The sequence below is a fragment of the Halomonas sp. FeN2 genome, from assembly GCF_020595105.1.
GTDB lineage: Bacteria > Pseudomonadota > Gammaproteobacteria > Pseudomonadales > Halomonadaceae > Vreelandella > Vreelandella neptunia.
In genome coordinates this window covers 3,905,691-3,922,672 of the sequence record NZ_CP074200.1, presented here as the reverse complement: position 1 = coordinate 3,922,672, position 16,982 = coordinate 3,905,691, and the positions used below count along the sequence as shown (strand labels likewise).

The following is a 16,982-nucleotide window of genomic DNA, read 5'->3' as shown; positions in this document are numbered from 1 at the left end:
GCCCCTCGGGGCGCCCTTATAGCGTGCAGCTAAACGTCAATGGCTTACCAGCCGGTGACTTCTTTCAGCGCATCACCGATTTCAGCCAAAGAGCGCACGGTTTTAACACCGGCGTCTTCAAGAGCAGCAAACTTCTCGTCAGCGGTGCCTTTACCGCCAGAGATGATTGCGCCCGCGTGGCCCATACGCTTGCCAGGAGGTGCAGTCACACCGGCAATGTAGGAAACCACGGGCTTGGAAACATTAGCTTTGATGTAAGCTGCCGCTTCTTCTTCAGCCGTACCGCCGATTTCACCGATCATAACGATGGCTTCGGTTTTCGGATCCTTCTCGAACATCTCAAGGATGTCGATGAAGTTAGAACCCGGAATCGGGTCACCGCCGATACCTACACAGGTAGACTGACCAAAACCGTGATCAGTGGTCTGCTTAACGGCTTCATAGGTCAGGGTACCAGAGCGAGATACGATGCCTACGCGGCCCGGCTGGTGAATGTGACCCGGCATGATGCCGATTTTGCATTCGCCCGGAGTGATAACACCTGGACAGTTCGGGCCGATCAGGCGTACGCCCAGCTCGTCGCACTTCACTTTGGCTTCGAGCATGTCTAGCGTGGCGATGCCTTCAGTGATGCACACAATCAGCTTGATACCGGCGTTGGCCGCTTCAAGGATTGAGTCTTTACAGAACGGCGCCGGTACGTAGATAACGCTGGCTTCCGCGCCGGTTTTCTCTACCGCTTCTTTCACAGTGTTGAAAACGGGCAGACCGAGGTGCTCCTGGCCGCCTTTACCCGGCGTAACACCACCGACCATTTGCGTGCCGTAGGCAATCGCCTGCTCGGAGTGGAACGTGCCTTGGCCACCGGTAAAGCCCTGGCAGATGACCTTGGTGTTCTTATCGATCAGGATGCTCATTACTTGCCCTCCGCCGCTTTAACGACCTGCTGAGCCGCGTCGGTCAGACTAGTAGCCGCGATGATGTTCAAACCGCTAGATGCTAGTTTTTCAGCACCCAGTTCGGCGTTGTTACCTTCCAGACGTACGACAACCGGTACATTGACGCCTACTTGCTCAACGGCACCGATAATGCCTTCAGCAATCATGTCGCAACGTACAATACCGCCGAAAATGTTAACCAGTACGGCTTTAACGTTGTCGTCAGAGAGGATGATTTTGAACGCTTCTGCAACGCGCTCCTTGGTGGCACCGCCGCCAACGTCCAAGAAGTTAGCGGGCTTGCCGCCGCTCAGGTTGACGATGTCCATGGTGCCCATGGCCAAGCCTGCGCCGTTAACCATGCAGCCGATGTTGCCATCCAGTGCGACATAGTTAAGTTCCCACTTCGCCGCATCGGCTTCGCGCTGATCTTCTTGCGAAGGATCACGCATGGCCTGCAGGTCGGGGTGACGGTACAGTGCGTTGCTATCCAGGCCAAGTTTGGCGTCGAGGCAGTGCAGATTGCCTTCGTCGGTAACAACCAGCGGGTTAATTTCCAACAGCGCCAGGTCTTTGTCGTGGAACAACTGAGACAGACCTAAGAAAATCTTGGTGAACTGTTTGATCTGGTCACCTTTCAGGCCCAGAGCAAAGGCTAGCTCACGCGCTTGGTACGGCTGAGCGCCGACCAGCGGATCGATTTCAGCTTTCAGAATCTTTTCCGGAGTCTCTTCCGCAACCGTCTCGATCTCAACACCGCCTTCAGTAGAGGCCATGAAGACAACACGACGGGTGGTACGGTCGACAACGGCACCGAGATACAGCTCGTCGGCGATGTCAGTGCAGGTTTCAACTAAAATCTTGGCAACCGGCTGACCTTTTTCGTCAGTCTGGAAGGTTACCAGGTTTTTACCTAGCCACTGCTCAGCAAATGCTTTGGCTTCTGCCGGGTCTTTAATCAGCTTAACGCCACCCGCTTTACCACGGCCACCGGCGTGCACCTGGGCTTTAACCACCCACATGTCACCACCGATTTTTTTGCAAGCCTCTTCCGCTTCTTCGGGCGTGTCGACTGCAAAGCCTTTAGACACTGGTAGACCATAGTCGGCAAACAGCTGTTTACCTTGATACTCGTGAAGATTCATCGATTCATGCCATTGGTTGCATGTGACTCGAACGATGATCAGCTTTTTTTAAGAACAGTCTTAAAAGAACTGGCCATCCCCGTTCTTTCGATCTTTGTGGATTAAGACAAAGCCGAAAGTTTGCGCCACCATTAAAAGGTGGCGCTTCGTTGTTACTTACTGAATTACTTACGCTTCTTACGATTGGCCATATGAATCGCGTGGCCTTCCACCGCAAGCGCTGCTTCGTGAACAGCTTCCGACATGGTCGGGTGCGCGTAGCAGGTCAACGCCAGATCTTCGGCGCTAGAGCCGAATTCCATGGCAATCACGCCTTGGGCAATCATCTCGCCAGCGTGTTGACCCACGATGTGCATACCGAGAATGCGGTCAGTTTCCGCATCGGCGATGATTTTGGCGCTGCCTTCGGTGGCGTTGTTCGCCATTGCACGGCCACTGGCCGCGAACGGGAAGGTACCGGTTTTGACTTCGATGCCTTTCGCTTTGGCGTCCTGCTCAGTCATACCGACCCATGCAACTTCCGGGTAGGTATAAATAACGCTAGGAATGGTGTCGTAGTTCATCTCTGCTTTATGGCCAGCGATGATATCCGCCACCATGATGCCTTCTTCAGACGCTTTGTGCGCCAGCATCGGACCGCGTACACAGTCACCGATGGCGTAAACGCCCGGGACGTTGGTACGGCACTGGTCGTCAACAAAGATGAAGCCACGCTCATCTAACTCGATGCTGACACCATCAGCGATGACACCTTTGGTGTAGGGGCGACGGCCGACACAAACGATAAGTTTGTCGAAGGTCATCTCTTGCTCACCATTTGAGTCGGTGTACTTAACGATAACCTCTTCACCGTTAGTTTCCGATCCGGTGACGCGAGCACCCAGTTTGATATCCAGGCCTTGCTTCTTGAGCAGTTTCTGCGTCTCTTTTGCGACGGTGGTATCCACCATCGGCAGGAAGGAGTCCATAGCTTCAAGTACGGTAACTTCAGAGCCCAGGCGATTCCAGACGCTACCCAGCTCAAGACCGATGATACCGGCACCGATCACGCCTAAACGCTTCGGTGTTTCGGTGAATTCCAGCGCGCCGGTAGAGTCGACAATCAGGCCTTCGGTCAGCGGGGTCGGAGGAATTTCCACCGGTACTGAGCCCGCAGCGATAACGATGTTGTCGGCATCATAGGTAGTGGTATTGCCGTCGTTGTCGGTGACTTCAACCTGCTTGCCGGAAACCACTTTACCGGTACCTTCGATGGCGGTAACGCCGTTGGCCTTGAACAGACCTGAAATGCCGCCGGTCAAGTTCTTAACGATCTTGTCCTTGCGCGCCATCATCTTGGTGACGTCCATGGATACGTCGCCAGCCTGAATGCCCATATCGTCGAAATCGTGCTTGGCTTCAACGAACTTGTGGGAGGCTTCAAGCAGTGCTTTAGACGGGATGCAGCCCACGTTCAAGCAGGTGCCACCGTGGACAACATTGCCCTCTTTACCAATCCATTTTTCAATACAGGCCGCTTTTAGGCCCATCTGTGCAGCACGAATGGCGGCAACGTAACCACCAGGGCCGGCACCGATAACGATCACATCAAACTTATCAGCCATGTTGGCTCCTTTAGCTTGCTGACCTCCCCCCGTTATTGACTAAAACCGGGCGGGAGGCTAAGTGCGATTGCAGATAAATCCTGGTTAAGCAGTAGCGTACTGAATCACTATTTCAATAAATACGACGCTTATGCTTTAGACATCCAGCAGCAGACGAGCCGGGTCTTCCAGCAACTCTTTGAGAGTAACCAAGAATTGAACGGCGTCTTTGCCGTCGATCATGCGGTGGTCATATGAGAGTGCCAGATACATCATCGGACGAATCTCGACCTTGCCGTTGACTGCCATCGGACGATCCTGGATTTTGTGCATGCCCAGAATAGCGGTTTGCGGCGGATTGATGATCGGGGTCGACATCAACGAACCGAAGGTGCCGCCATTGGTGATGGTAAAGGTGCCGCCGATCATGTCGTCCATGCCCAACTTACCGTCACGACCACGCTTACCGAAATCGACAATCTTACGCTCGACGTCAGCAATTTTCATGCTGTCGGTGTCACGCAGTACCGGCACGACCAAACCACGGTCGGTGGAGACCGCTACGCCGATATCCTGGTAACCGTGATAAACGATGTCGGTGCCGTCGATAGAGGCGTTAACGTCCGGGAATCGCTTGAGCGCTTCTGACGCCGCTTTTACAAAGAAGCCCATAAAGCCCAGCTTGATATCGTGAGCTTTTAAGAAAGTCTCTTTGTACTGCGCACGTAGGGCCATGATCTCAGTCATGTCCACTTCGTTGTAAGTGGTCAGCATCGCCGCGGTTTGCTGCGCCTGAACCAAGCGCTTGGCGATGGTCTGACGCAGACGACTCATAGGTACGCGCTTCTCGATGCGCTCACCCTCGGCAGCCGGTGCAGTGGCGGCTTTCGCCGGTGCGGCCGATTTCGCAGCTTTCTTAGCGGAACCGTCTTTTACCGCTTTTTGCACGTCTTCTTTCAATATGCGGCCACCTTTGCCGGTGCCATTAATCTTGGCAACGTCCAGGTCGTGCTCGGCAACCATTTTACGTGCGGCTGGGGCGAGGATTTTGTCACCGACTTTTTCATCGGCGCCATCGTCATCGCTGCTGTCTGATTTCGCGGACGCTGAATCGCCACCGCTCTCGCTACCGCTGTCACCACCGGCACCTTCGGTGAAAGTCGCGAGAATCGCTTCGGATTCAACCTGGCTTCCCTCTTCGGCTTTAATTTCAGCCAGGGCACCATCGGCCGGAGCGACCACTTCCAGCACAACCTTATCGGTTTCGATGTCGGCCAGCACGTCATCGCGCTTCACCGCTTCGCCGACTTTTTTGTGCCAGGTCGCTACCGTGCCTTCCTGGATCGACTCAGGGAAGCTGGGGGCTTTTACGTCGTGTTGCTTGCCGCCACCGCTGGCTTTTTTCTCTTCTTTCTTACCTTCAGATTTCTCTTCAGATTTTTCAGCGCTGTCATCGCCAGAAGATTTCTCTTCTTTTTGGCTGCCAGACGCGCTGCCTTCGCCGATTTTGCCCAGCACCTGTTCTGACTCAACGGTATCGCCCTCTTCGGCCATTACGTCGGTCAGGGTACCCGCTTCCGGTGCGACGACTTCCAGCACCACTTTGTCGGTTTCGATCTCAACAATCAGCTCGTCACGCTCAACGCTGTCACCCGGCTTTTTATGCCACGCCGCCACTGTGCCTTCGGCAACGGATTCCGGAAAGGTTGGCGCTTTGATCTCAGTAGCCATGTCGTTTCCCTTATATGTTCTCTAAATCCGGTGGTCGCTTATAAATTAAAAGCGTCTTCCACCAGCTGGCGCTGCTGTTCAGTGTGGACGGACATATAGCCAGCTGCCGGAGCAGCAGAGGCAGGACGTCCTGCAAATTTCAACTCGCGGCCAAGGCCATCTTTCAGCATATCGGCCACTGCACGCATATTGTGCTGACTGGAGTACCAAGCGCCCTGATTAAGCGGCTCTTCCTGGCACCACACAATGTCCTCTATGTTGGTATAGTCTTGCAGCGCTTCCAGTAGCTCTTCTTTCGGGAAGGGGTATAGCTGCTCAATACGCACAACTGCCGTGTCATGACGCTCATTCTCAGCGCGCCAAGCGGCTAAGTCGTAGTAGACCTTGCCAGCACATAGCACAACGCGTGTGACCTTCTCCGGCGCCAGATCTGCCTGGTCGGCGAGCACCATGTGGAACTTGCCGTGGGCCAGATCTTCAAGGCTCGAAATCGCTTCTTTATGACGCAGCAGCGATTTAGGTGTCATCACCACTAGCGGCTTACGCAGCGGACGAATCACCTGACGACGCAGTAGATGATAAATCTGCGCAGGCGTAGTGGGGACGCAGACCTGCATGTTGTGCTCGGCACACATTTGCAGGAAGCGCTCCAGGCGTGCCGAAGAGTGCTCAGGGCCCTGGCCTTCGTAGCCGTGTGGCAACAGCATGGTTAAACCACACACCCGACCCCACTTCGTTTCGCCCGACGAGATGAACTGATCCACGACCACCTGGGCGCCGTTGAAGAAGTCACCAAACTGAGCTTCCCAGATCACCAAGTCATTCGGCGCAGTGGTTGAGTAGCCGTACTCAAACGCCAGCACCGCTTCTTCGGAAAGGAAGGAGTCATGAATGGTGAAACGCGGCTGACCATCGGCCATGTTCTGCAGCGGAACATAAGTGGTGCCATCTTTCTGGTTATGCACCACCGCATGGCGGTGGGAGAAAGTACCGCGGCCCACGTCTTGCCCGGTAATCCGAATCGGATGGCCTTGATCGAGCAGGGTGGCGTAGGCAAGCGTTTCCGCAAAGCCCCAGTTAAGCGCCAGACCGCCAGCCTGCATTTTACGGCGATCTTCATAAATCTTGGCTACTTGGCGCTGAACGTCGACGCCATCCGGCACCTCGCACATGCGGGCCGCTAACTGCTGCAGACGCTTCATATCAAACGTCGTGTCGGCATCACCAGACCATTCGTGGCCCAGGTAAGGCGCCCAGTCAACGAACAGCGAAGCGTTAGGCTCTTGCACCAATGCATTGGCAACGTGGTTGCCTGCCACTAGATCATCACGATAGGTTTCAACCATCGCTTTGGCGGACTCTTCAGAGAGCACGCCCTGTTCAACCAAGCGCTTGGCATACAGCGAGCGCGCAGAGGGGTGATCTTTGATCTTGGCATACATCATCGGCTGCGTGCCTGACGGCTCGTCAGCTTCGTTGTGGCCACGGCGACGGTAGCAGACCAGATCGATCACCACGTCTTTCTTAAACTGCTGACGGTAATCAAGAGCTACTTGGGTGGCGTGCAGCACTGCGTCCGGGTCATCGCCATTGACATGAAAAATAGGCGCTTGAACCATCTTGGCAATATCAGTGCAGTATTCGGTAGAGCGAGCATCCAATGGATGCGAGGTGGTGAAGCCCACTTGGTTGTTAATCACAATGTGGACGGTGCCACCGGTTTTATAAGCACGGGTTTGGGACATCTGGAATGTCTCCATCACCACGCCTTGACCGGCAAACGCTGCATCGCCGTGGACGTTGATCGGCAGCACTTTGCTGCCCTCTTCGTCGTTACGACGATCTTGGCGGGCACGCACCGAGCCCTCTACGACAGGTGCGACAATTTCCAGGTGCGACGGGTTAAACGACATCGCCAAATGGACTTCGCCGCCTGGGGACATGACGTTCGAACTGAAACCCTGGTGGTATTTCACATCACCTGAGCCGCGCTCGATGACTTTCTTGCCGTCGAACTCATCAATCAAGTCAGCTGGGTTTTTTCCCAAAATATTGACCAACAGGTTGAGTCGGCCACGGTGCGCCATGCCAATGACGACTTCCTTGGTGCCATAACCACCGGCACGCTGGATAAGTTCGTCCATCATCGGCACAAACGATTCGCCGCCTTCAAGACCAAAACGTTTGGTACCTGGATACTTGGATGCCAGGTAATTCTCCAAACCTTCGGCGGCCGTCAAGCGCTCCAGCACGTGCTTGCGCACGTCGGCACTGAAATCAGGCGCACTGCGTACCGACTCAAAACGCCGCTGTAACCAGCGTTTCTCTTCCGTATCGACGATATGCATGATTTCGCAGCCGATGGAGCGGCAGTAAGTACGCTCCAACGCATCCACGATGTCACGCAGTGGCGCTTTGTCGATACCTAAAAAGAAAGAACCGGTTTGGAACTCGGTGTCCAGGTCAGCTTTGGAAAGCTGATGAAAGGACAGATCGAGATCGGGGACGGGGGTGGGATTACGCAGTCCTAGCGGGTCGATATTGGCCTTTTGATGGCCACGGAAGCGGTAAGCGTTAATCAGCTGCAGGACTTTTACCTGCTTTTTGTTTTCACCGCTATCGGCAGCGGCGACTACCCGGCCCGGGCGACTTTCGCGCCCCAACTGGTAGAACTGATCACGCACGGGGCTAAGTGGAACATCGTGGGAGGCACTGCCCTCGGGACGCGGCAACTGGTCAAAATAGCTGCGCCATTCGTCAGGGACAGACTCAGGATCGGCGAGGTACTGCTCGTAAAGCGCTTCCACGTAGTGAACATTGCCGCCACTAACGTGAGAGGAACGCCACATCAACTCCATTATGCCTTGTTGCATCTCTCGGTCACCCTGCACTGATGGGGTGGTATCGGTATCGTCGCAAACATGCGGCGACATCGCTATTGCCCTGCCGGCGGGGCGGGACATTTGCCGGCGGCGCCGGCCAACGGCCGGAAACCCTGTTCGTCTAGCTATTCTTCATCTAACGCTTGATGTTACATCTAGCGGTCATACTGTGTTTCTAGCGGTCATTCAGTGTTTCGTCTTCAGTTCATGCTCGAAAGCCGGTACCTCAGGCACCGGCTTTCAAACTTGTCTGATCAGCAGTGCGACGTGACGCCGCACCGCGTGACAAACCCTATGATAACAAGCGAAGCGTCATGATTTAAGTGGCATTATCACCCAACTTAAGTGGCAGACGCTTTTTTACTCAGATGTCATAGGCTTAGGTAGCATCAGCGAGTAACATTTCGCGAATTTTACCAATCGCCCGAGTAGGGTTAAGGCCTTTTGGGCAAACCGCTACACAGTTCATGATGCCACGGCAACGGAATACCGAGAACGGGTCTTCCAGGTTGCTCAACCGCTCGCTGGTAGCCGTGTCACGTGAATCGGCCAGGAAGCGGTAAGATTGTAGCAAACCGGCTGGTCCAACGAACTTCTCTGGGTTCCACCAGAACGACGGGCAAGATGTTGAACAGCATGCGCATAGAATACACTCATACAAGCCATCTAGCTTGTCGCGTTCTTCTGGCGACTGCAGGCGTTCAATGGCCGGCGCAGGCGTGTCGTTCTGCAGGTACGGCTGAATACGCTCGTACTGTTTATAGAACAGCCCCATATCCACGACCATATCGCGAATAACCGGCAGGCCTGGCAGCGGACGCAGTGTCAGCTTGTTGTTTTTCACAACGTCTGACAGCGGCGTGATACACGCCAAGCCGTTTTTGCCGTTCATGTTCATGCCGTCAGAACCGCAGACACCTTCACGGCAACTGCGTCGAAACGCCAAACCGCTGTCTTGCTCCTTCATCATATGAAGAACATCCAGCACCATCACATCGCGGCCTTTGGTATCGACCTGAAACTCCTGCATGTAAGGTGCGGAGTCGGTTTCCGGATTGTAGCGGTATACGGATACCTGAAGATTGGACATAGTGACTCCCTCTCGTCTATGCGGCGTTTAGTAGGTACGAACCTTAGGCTCGAACGTATCAACAGTTTTCGGCTTGAAGTTAACGTCGCGTTTTTTCAGCTCTTTCGTCGCCGGGAAGAAGAGCGAGTGCTTCAGCCAGTTGACGTCATCACGGTCTGGATAGTCGTAGCGCGAGTGGGCGCCGCGGCTCTCTTTACGCTCAAGGGCAGCGATCGCCGTCGCTTCTGCCACTTCCATCAAGTTATCCAGTTCCAGTGCTTCTACACGGGCAGTGTTGAAGGCGTTGGACTTGTCAGGTAGGTGGGCATTGGCGATGCGCTCGCGCAGTAGCGCTAGCTTGTCGACGCCTTCCAGCATGTTTTTCTCTTCGCGGAATACGCCGAAAGAGGTCTGCATGATTTCCTGAAGCTCTGCTTTCAGCTCAGGAATGCTTTCGCCACCTTCAGACTCGTTCCAGCGCGTGATCCGCTTCATGGCCGACTCAATGTCAGACTCGGAAGCGTCCAGATACTCAATACCTTCGTTCAGCGCGCCTTCGATAAACATACCCGCGGCACGACCAAAGACCACCAGATCCAGCAGTGAGTTACCGCCCAAGCGGTTGGCACCGTGAACCGATACACACGCTGCTTCACCACAGGCAAACAGGCCGTTAACGATATGATCCTTACCGTTTTCGTCCATGGTAATAGCCTGACCATGAATATTGGTCGGAATACCGCCCATCATGTAGTGGCAAGTCGGTACAACCGGGATCGGATCTTTCGCCGGGTCGATATGAGCGAAGGTCTTAGAAAGCTCAACAATACCCGGTAGGCGCTTGCCAAGAACTTCTTCGCCCAGGTGATCAAGCTTCAGGAAGACGTGGTCGCCCTTCTCGCCGCAGCCGCGACCTTCCAGAATTTCCATGACCATCGAGCGGGCGACAACGTCGCGGCCCGCCAAGTCTTTGGCGTTCGGCGCGTAGCGTTCCATGAAGCGCTCGCCGTCTTTATTGATCAGGTAGCCACCCTCACCGCGGCAGCCTTCTGTGACCAGCGTGCCCGCGCCGTAAATACCGGTCGGGTGGAACTGCCACATTTCCATGTCCTGCATCGGGAAGCCCGCACGCAGTGCCATACCAATACCGTCACCGGTGTTGATCAACGCATTGGTGGTCGAAGCGTAAATACGACCAGCACCACCAGTGGCTAATACCGTGGCCTTGGACTTAACGTGAACCACTTCGCCCGTCTCGATGCACATGGCAATACAGCCGACCACATCACCGCTGGCGTTTTTGACCAAATCCACCGCGTACCACTCGTTGAGGAACACGGTGTTGTTCTTCAGGTTGTTCTGGTAGAGCGTATGCAGCAGCGCATGCCCGGTACGGTCAGCCGCTGCACAGGTACGCGCCGCCTGGCCGCCTTCACCAAAGTTCTTCGACTGGCCACCGAACGGGCGCTGATAAATGCGGCCGTTATCTAAACGCGAGAACGGCAGCCCCATGTGCTCAAGCTCAAATACCGCTTTCGGACCTTCGGAACACATATATTCAGCCGCGTCCTGGTCAGCGATATAATCGCCACCTTTAACGGTGTCGTACATGTGCCAGCGCCAATCGTCGTTGGGATCATCAGACGCGATAGCGCAGGTGATACCACCCTGGGCAGAAACGGTGTGAGAGCGGGTCGGGAAAACTTTCGATAACACGGCCGTCTTTTTACCGGACTTCGCCAGTTCCAGAGCGGCTCGCAGGCCAGAGCCACCGCCACCAATGATAATGGCGTCAAACGTCAGGCTACGCAGATTAGACATGTAATCAAGCTCCCCACAAAATTTGAATGCCCCACACCAAGTACACGAAAATGCCCAGAATGATGACAGCTTGGGCACCCACGCGCAGGCGAGTGGACTTGAGATAGTCGGTGGTAACGGTCCACAGACCGATCCAGGCGTGTGCCGCTATGGCGACGAAAGCCAGTAGCGAGAAAATCCGCATCCACGTCTGGCTGAATAGGCCGCTCCACGCGTAGTAGTCGAGGTTCGGATTAAACAGCAGGAAGGCAACGATAAAGACCGTGTAGAGGGCCAAAATAACAGCAGAAACGCGCTGCATCAGCCAGTCAGAAAGCCCACTACGGCCAAAACTTGTAATGTTGGTTACCATACCCAAACTCCTGCCAGAATAATCAGAACGGCGCTGACCACGACGGTGATCTGCGCTTTTTTAACGCCACCCTCAAGGGTTACACCAATGTCGGCATCCATCAGCAGGTGTTTGATACCTGCGACAAAGTGAAATGCCAGTGCGGATAACAGCCCCCAAGCAATCAATTTAGCCAAAAAATTATTGGCCAGAGCATCGCTAACGGCGTCGAAACCCGCCGGAGATGACAAGGATTTACCCAGCGCCCAAAAAGCGAAAATCAAGCCAACGAACAGGATGACACCAGTGATACGGTGTGTGATCGACGTCAGCGCCGGCAGTGGGAAATGTATCGTAGTAAGGTCTAGGTTTACGGGTCGTTTGCTATTCACGGCTTTGTACACACTCTCTTGGCCCGCTCTGCGACAGGTCGGGCATGGCCCGAGCGGGCGGTGGTTGCTGGAAGGGGCTCGGCCGTTGCCAAGTCGGGCACGACCACCTACCTGCCGGTCGCGCGCCGTGGATTATAAGAACCTTCGCCCTCGCTTACAAACCGAACTCAGGGCTAACTCGACTATGGTGCAAGAAAATTGTCTTCACCCTGTGTCGATTTTGCGCTGCAGCATGGTTATAGTGACAGTAGATTAGCAATTTGATAAGCCTGTTAACATATCATATTAGCCTATCGTCAATCTTCTGACGCTTCGCCATAATCTAGGCTTTTTCATCATATACAAAAATTATCCACAACAACAATATTTGTACAACCTGTAGCTAGCGCTTAGGCTAATTGACAAAATGTCGCACGCTTCTATAGTGGGCAAGCCTTTTCGCCGGCGCGGTATGCGCAGCAATGACTTTACGTCCCAACCCGAATTCGAAAGGAGGCCAGCATGGCTGACAGGAAAGCGACATTGACGGTAGGCGGTCTGGATAAACCGATCGATCTACCCATGTATTCCGGCACACTTGGCCCCGACGTCATCGACGTACGCGGTTTAGGCGCGGAAGGCCTGTTCACCTACGACCCCGGCTTTATGGCCACCTCTTCCTGCCAGTCTGCCATCACTTATATTGATGGTGGCAAGGGCGTACTGCTTCATCGCGGCTACCCCATCGACCAACTGGCCAAAGAGTCTAATTTCGTCGAGGTGTGCTACACCTTGCTATTTGGTGAGCTGCCCAACGACGAGCAGTACGCAGATTTTGAATCGCGCATTCGTAACCACACCATGGTTCACGATCAAATCAATAACTTCTTTAAAGGGTTCCGCCGCGATGCGCACCCGATGTCTATCTTGTGCGGCGTAGTAGGCGGCTTAGCGGCTTTCTACCATGACCACATGGACATTACTCAAGAAGAAGATCGTGTCATTAGCGCGATTCGCCTGATTGCCAAAATGCCTACGCTGGCGGCCATGTCCCACAAATATAATGTGGGCCAGCCGTTTAACTATCCGCGTAACGATCTGAGCTATGCAGAGAACTTCCTCTACATGATGTTCAGTAACCCTTGCGAAGAGTACAAAATCAACCCGGTATACGCGAAAGCCATGGATCGCATCTTTATGTTGCATGCGGATCATGAGCAGAACGCCTCTACCTCAACTGTACGCCTAGCAGGCTCCACGGGCGCCAACCCATTCGCTTGTATTAGCGCAGGTATCGCGGCACTTTGGGGCCCCGCTCACGGCGGCGCAAACGAAGCCGTGCTGGCCATGCTTGACGAAATCGGTGAAGACTCCGAAGAGAACATCCAGCGCTTTGTTGATAAAGCCAAGGATAAGGACGACCCGTTCAAGCTGATGGGCTTTGGTCACCGCGTTTATCGCAACTTTGACCCGCGCGCCAAGGTAATGAAAGAGACCTGCGACGAAGTTCTTGCAGAGCTTGGCATGGCCGACGACCCGCAGCTCAAAATCGCTAAGCGTCTTGAGCAAATCGCCCTTGAAGACGAGTACTTCATTGAGCGTAAGCTGTACCCCAACGTGGATTTCTACTCAGGCATCATTTTGAAAGCCATGGGTATCCCAACCAATATGTTCACCGTGATCTTCGCAGTATCGCGCACTATTGGCTGGATCTCTCATTGGCACGAAATGCTCAGCGAAAGTTACAAAATTGGTCGCCCGCGTCAGCTCTATATTGGCCACGACCAGCGGGACTACCCAAAAAAATAAATCATCCCCGTTTGATAGTAAGATCAAAGGCCACCTTCGGGTGGCCTTTTGCGTATGGGCTGATTAACCTGGCTCATAGACCAGCAACGTGCCACCACACGCGCTCACGACCAATCACTAACTACCGATGCCATGAGCAAGCTCTCCCCTTAGAGGCTACCCCTTGCCCTTTCTTAGCTTAGGCCACGGCGATAGTCAGATGCACCAGTGAAGGACTTCAAAAACGCCTAATTCGACCCTATTATCGCTTGACTTTTTTGCTTCTGGATCTTGCCAAGGGTTTTCCACACTATCTGTGGATAACCCTGTTCACAACCACTTCAAAACGTCCCGAAATCGCCATGGGCAGTGGGCCAGCCTTAAATTGGTTATTTTTTAACCTTCCATAAGTCATTGTTTTTTAACAGTTTAAGTTCTGTTGAAGATTTTTTGCGTCAACAACAAGGGGTTGTGCACAACCTTTAAACCAGAATCGCAAAAGTGGACAAGTCAAGCACAAAATCGTCCAAAAATTGACGATTTGTAGCTTTTTCGTGAACGACAGGAATACAAAAAGCCAGCAGATGAGAGGACTCATTGCCAGAGAAATAAACGATTAGGAAGGGTACTGAAGCAGTGGCGTCCCATAGGGGGTTCGAACCCCTGTTACCGCCGTGAAAGGGCGGTGTCCTAGACCACTAGACGAATGGGACGTATAACACTAACTATAAATCGCTTTGAAGCAATATGACGCTTAAAGCATGACTTCTTGAGCGGCTATCCACACGCTACGTTTAAATAGCTATATGAATTGGTGGAGCCTAGCGGGATCGAACCGCTGACCTCAACACTGCCAGTGTTGCGCTCTCCCAGCTGAGCTAAGGCCCCACATGTCGCGAAGACGGAGCGTATAATACTGATTCCCCAGGCCTTCGTCAACTAGTAAAACGCCAATTCCTTACGGTTAAGAAATTGGCGCTAACGCTAGATCAAGCGCGGTTAAGCGATCTCACGAAACTATTTCCCGGTACTCCTTTTCAAAGCGCTTCGCCTGTTTTTTCGAGACGCCGCCTAAAACCTCTATCGCACTACGCAGCCGCGCCCGGGTAACGTCAGAGCCAAGAATTGCCATAGCGTCCATCACAGAGGTACTGGAGGTGCTGCCGGTAATAGCAATAAACACCGGGGCAAGGAAAGCCTTCATTTTCAAATCAAAATACTCAGCCAGTATCTTCACTTCGCTCAGCAGCGCCTCTTTGTGCCAAGCCGAAACGCCCTCGAACCGCCAAACAAGGAACTGGAGCAGTTTAACCAGCTCCTCTTCCTCGAGCTTCACGCTATCAAACGACTCTTTTGTTAGCGCCGGAAGGCCTGAGAAGAAGTGCCCTGCCAAGGGCATTACCTGGGAGAGCGTCTCTACCCGTGGCCGAACCTGCGGCAGGATCTGCTTAACATAGGCTTCATTGAAGGCCCAGTCGCGAAGGGCGCTCAACAGGGCATCGTCGTCCAGATCTTCACGGATATAAACACCGTTCAGCCAGGTCAGTTTTTCCAGGTCAAACACCGGGCCACCTAACGAGACACGTTGAACGTCGAACTCTGCCATCATCTCTTGCAGGCTGAATTTTTCGCGTTCATCAGGCATCGACCATCCCATCCGCCCCAAATAGTTGGTAACGGCCTGGGGTAAAAAGCCCATCCGGCGGTAGTAATTGATGGAGGTCGGGTTCTTGCGCTTCGAGAGCTTGGATTTATCCGGGTTGCGCAGCAGCGGCATGTGACAAAGTTGCGGCATTTCCCAACCAAAATACTCATACAGCAATTGATGCTTTGGTGCGGAGTTAATCCACTCCTCCCCACGCAATACATGGGTGATCGCCATTAGATGATCGTCGACCACATTGGCGAGGTGGTAAGTGGGCATGCCGTCTGACTTAAGCAGAATTTGCGCGTCCACCTGCGCCCACTCCACTTCAATCGTACCGCGCAGCATATCATTGACCACACAAACGCCTTCGGCGGGCACGTTCATACGCACCACGAAAGGCCACCCTTCCTGTTCACGTCGTGCTTGCTCCTGGCTCTCCAATGCCAAGTCGGCAGGCTTCAATGCCAGTTGCAAGCCCGCGGCTTTGCGGGTTTCACGCAACTCATCAAGCTCTTCACTGGTGCGGTAACACTTAAATGCATGCCCGGCATCCAACAACTGCTGGGCGTATTGAGCATATATATCGCCACGCTCGCTTTGCCGATAAGGGCCGTGGGGGCCGCCAACGTCCGGGCCTTCATCCCACTCAAGACCCAGCCAGCGCAGTGAATCAAGAATCATCTGTTCCGATTCAGGTGTAGAACGCACCCGATCCGTGTCTTCAATACGCAGTATAAATTGGCCACCATGCTGACGCGCAAAACAGAGGTTAAAAAGCGCGATGTAGGCCGTACCAACGTGGGGGTCTCCAGTGGGAGAAGGTGCGATGCGAGTACGTACGGTCATGAAAACGTCCTATTGGCAAAAATGCATGGCGATATTATACGCACCTTAGGCGCAACCAACAGCGTTGCCCAGGGAACGACTAGCGCAAGAAAGCGTCAGAGAAATTAACTCAACGTTATTTGTCCACTAATGCGCGCTAAAGCACAATCGCTTAGTATGGCTCTGCAGCAACACCTTGGGTGCATACCCCAAGCTTGAGACAGACCAATAACGTATGTTCTTAGCGCCACTATCTATATTAGATGAAATTATTGTAGTGGCAGTCATTCAACGAGCTTGTTAGCTCATCATCAGGAAGACGAAATGGAATCGCTAGGCTCACGTATCAAGCAACTGCGGCTTAGGGCCAAGCTCAACAAAGCTGCCCTCGCACGCAAAGTTGGCGTGTCAGATGTCACCATTTCTTATTGGGAATCTGGGGCGATCAAACAGATCGGTCACGAACGCCTCGTTGCGCTCGCTGATGCACTCGACTGCTCCCTGGCAACTCTATTGGAAGGTGATAGCGCCCCCGAGCTATTAACGTTGACCCATACTGGCCCCCTCCCCTGGGAACAGGTGCAGGCAACGACCATTAAAGTGCCCAGTCATCTCCCGCTGAACATCGACTGGAAAGCACCGTGCGTGATGGCAACACCCGGCCAAGGTACAGATTTTTCACCCGTTAATGCTGGTGATCTTCTGCTGCTTGGGCCAACCCATGTGTTTCACAAAGCGGGCCACTATGTAGTGCAACGCGACGATCGTTTCGTCATTGAGCACTTCGCCAAAGCCCCAAGCGACACATCGATTCATGCAGTACTGTTAGCCCATTGGCATCCTGCCTAAA

12 protein-coding genes and 2 tRNA genes are annotated in these 16,982 nt (G+C 53.7%); 2 read left to right on the top strand and 12 right to left on the bottom strand.

All coding sequences use genetic code 11. The features are described from left to right. Nucleotides 1–44: 44 nt before the first annotated feature. From sucD to sdhC, 9 genes are all read right to left on the bottom strand, one after another. On the bottom strand, nucleotides 45–917 hold the full coding sequence (gene sucD / locus KF947_RS18100; RefSeq protein ID WP_007111115.1) for a succinate--CoA ligase subunit alpha: 873 nt from the start codon (nucleotides 915–917) through the stop codon (nucleotides 45–47). Further along, a complete protein-coding gene (gene sucC / locus KF947_RS18095) occupies nucleotides 917–2,083 on the bottom strand; it encodes an ADP-forming succinate--CoA ligase subunit beta (RefSeq protein ID WP_088701079.1) in 1,167 nt (388 codons plus the stop codon). Before sucC ends, sucD begins: the two co-directional genes overlap by 1 nt. 164 nt (nucleotides 2,084–2,247) lie before the next feature. Further along, nucleotides 2,248–3,687, bottom strand: a complete 1,440-nt coding sequence (gene lpdA, locus KF947_RS18090) for a dihydrolipoyl dehydrogenase (RefSeq protein WP_223287807.1) — start codon at nucleotides 3,685–3,687, stop codon at nucleotides 2,248–2,250. A gap of 135 nt (nucleotides 3,688–3,822) precedes the next feature. Continuing rightward, nucleotides 3,823–5,397, bottom strand: a complete 1,575-nt coding sequence (gene odhB / locus KF947_RS18085; RefSeq protein WP_227404711.1) for a 2-oxoglutarate dehydrogenase complex dihydrolipoyllysine-residue succinyltransferase — start codon at nucleotides 5,395–5,397, stop codon at nucleotides 3,823–3,825. 38 nt (nucleotides 5,398–5,435) lie between these two features. Continuing rightward, nucleotides 5,436–8,270, bottom strand: coding sequence for a 2-oxoglutarate dehydrogenase E1 component (locus tag KF947_RS18080; protein ID WP_133731354.1), 2,835 nt, complete (start codon nucleotides 8,268–8,270; stop codon nucleotides 5,436–5,438). Nucleotides 8,271–8,658: 388 nt separating this feature from the next. Further along, nucleotides 8,659–9,369: a succinate dehydrogenase iron-sulfur subunit gene (locus tag KF947_RS18075; RefSeq protein ID WP_009287296.1), complete on the bottom strand. Its 711-nt coding sequence runs from the start codon at nucleotides 9,367–9,369 to the stop codon at nucleotides 8,659–8,661. Between the two features lie 27 nt (nucleotides 9,370–9,396). Next, a complete protein-coding gene (gene sdhA, locus KF947_RS18070) occupies nucleotides 9,397–11,169 on the bottom strand; it encodes a succinate dehydrogenase flavoprotein subunit (protein ID WP_223287809.1) in 1,773 nt (590 codons plus the stop codon). 4 nt (nucleotides 11,170–11,173) lie between these two features. Beyond that, complete coding sequence (sdhD, locus tag KF947_RS18065; RefSeq protein ID WP_035577578.1) at nucleotides 11,174–11,521, bottom strand: succinate dehydrogenase, hydrophobic membrane anchor protein; 348 nt, start codon at nucleotides 11,519–11,521, stop codon at nucleotides 11,174–11,176. Further along, the gene (gene sdhC, locus KF947_RS18060; RefSeq protein ID WP_196518187.1) at nucleotides 11,515–11,892 is read right to left on the bottom strand and encodes a succinate dehydrogenase, cytochrome b556 subunit; all 378 of its coding nucleotides are present in this window, start codon (nucleotides 11,890–11,892) and stop codon (nucleotides 11,515–11,517) included. Before sdhC ends, sdhD begins: the two co-directional genes overlap by 7 nt. Nucleotides 11,893–12,393: 501 nt before the next feature. Between sdhC and gltA the strand changes: the two genes are divergently transcribed. Then, nucleotides 12,394–13,680, top strand: a complete 1,287-nt coding sequence (gltA, locus tag KF947_RS18055) for a citrate synthase (RefSeq protein WP_133731118.1) — start codon at nucleotides 12,394–12,396, stop codon at nucleotides 13,678–13,680. Nucleotides 13,681–14,296: 616 nt separating this feature from the next. Here gltA and KF947_RS18050 read toward each other — a convergent pair. The 3 genes from KF947_RS18050 to gltX form a co-directional block, all read right to left on the bottom strand. Then, nucleotides 14,297–14,372, bottom strand: a tRNA-Glu gene (locus tag KF947_RS18050). A 99-nt stretch (nucleotides 14,373–14,471) separates the two neighbouring features. Next, nucleotides 14,472–14,547, bottom strand: a tRNA-Ala gene (locus KF947_RS18045). Between the two features lie 121 nt (nucleotides 14,548–14,668). Further along, entirely contained in the window at nucleotides 14,669–16,153 is a 1,485-nt protein-coding gene (gltX, locus tag KF947_RS18040) for a glutamate--tRNA ligase (protein WP_227404710.1), read from the bottom strand. A gap of 303 nt (nucleotides 16,154–16,456) precedes the next feature. On the opposite strand from gltX, the gene KF947_RS18035 reads away from it, so the two are divergent. Continuing rightward, nucleotides 16,457–16,981 carry a helix-turn-helix domain-containing protein gene (locus tag KF947_RS18035; protein WP_035563045.1) on the top strand — a complete coding sequence of 175 codons (525 nt, stop codon included), beginning with the start codon at nucleotides 16,457–16,459 and terminating at the stop codon, nucleotides 16,979–16,981. Nucleotide 16,982 lies beyond the last annotated feature (1 nt).

Excerpts from the sequence above, each read along its gene's own strand:
- KF947_RS18080 (WP_133731354.1), bottom strand. The coding sequence starts at position 8,270 with ATGCAACAAGGCATAATGGAGTTGATGTGGCGTTCCTCTCACGTTAGT.
- lpdA (WP_223287807.1), bottom strand. The coding sequence starts at position 3,687 with ATGGCTGATAAGTTTGATGTGATCGTTATCGGTGCCGGCCCTGGTGGT.
- gltA (WP_133731118.1), top strand. The coding sequence starts at position 12,394 with ATGGCTGACAGGAAAGCGACATTGACGGTAGGCGGTCTGGATAAACCG.
- odhB (WP_227404711.1), bottom strand. The coding sequence starts at position 5,397 with ATGGCTACTGAGATCAAAGCGCCAACCTTTCCGGAATCCGTTGCCGAA.
- sucC (WP_088701079.1), bottom strand. The coding sequence starts at position 2,083 with ATGAATCTTCACGAGTATCAAGGTAAACAGCTGTTTGCCGACTATGGT.
- sdhA (WP_223287809.1), bottom strand. The coding sequence starts at position 11,169 with ATGTCTAATCTGCGTAGCCTGACGTTTGACGCCATTATCATTGGTGGC.
- KF947_RS18035 (WP_035563045.1), top strand. The coding sequence starts at position 16,457 with ATGGAATCGCTAGGCTCACGTATCAAGCAACTGCGGCTTAGGGCCAAG.
- sucD (WP_007111115.1), bottom strand. The coding sequence starts at position 917 with ATGAGCATCCTGATCGATAAGAACACCAAGGTCATCTGCCAGGGCTTT.
- gltX (WP_227404710.1), bottom strand. The coding sequence starts at position 16,153 with ATGACCGTACGTACTCGCATCGCACCTTCTCCCACTGGAGACCCCCAC.
- KF947_RS18075 (WP_009287296.1), bottom strand. The coding sequence starts at position 9,369 with ATGTCCAATCTTCAGGTATCCGTATACCGCTACAATCCGGAAACCGAC.
- sdhD (WP_035577578.1), bottom strand. The coding sequence starts at position 11,521 with ATGGTAACCAACATTACAAGTTTTGGCCGTAGTGGGCTTTCTGACTGG.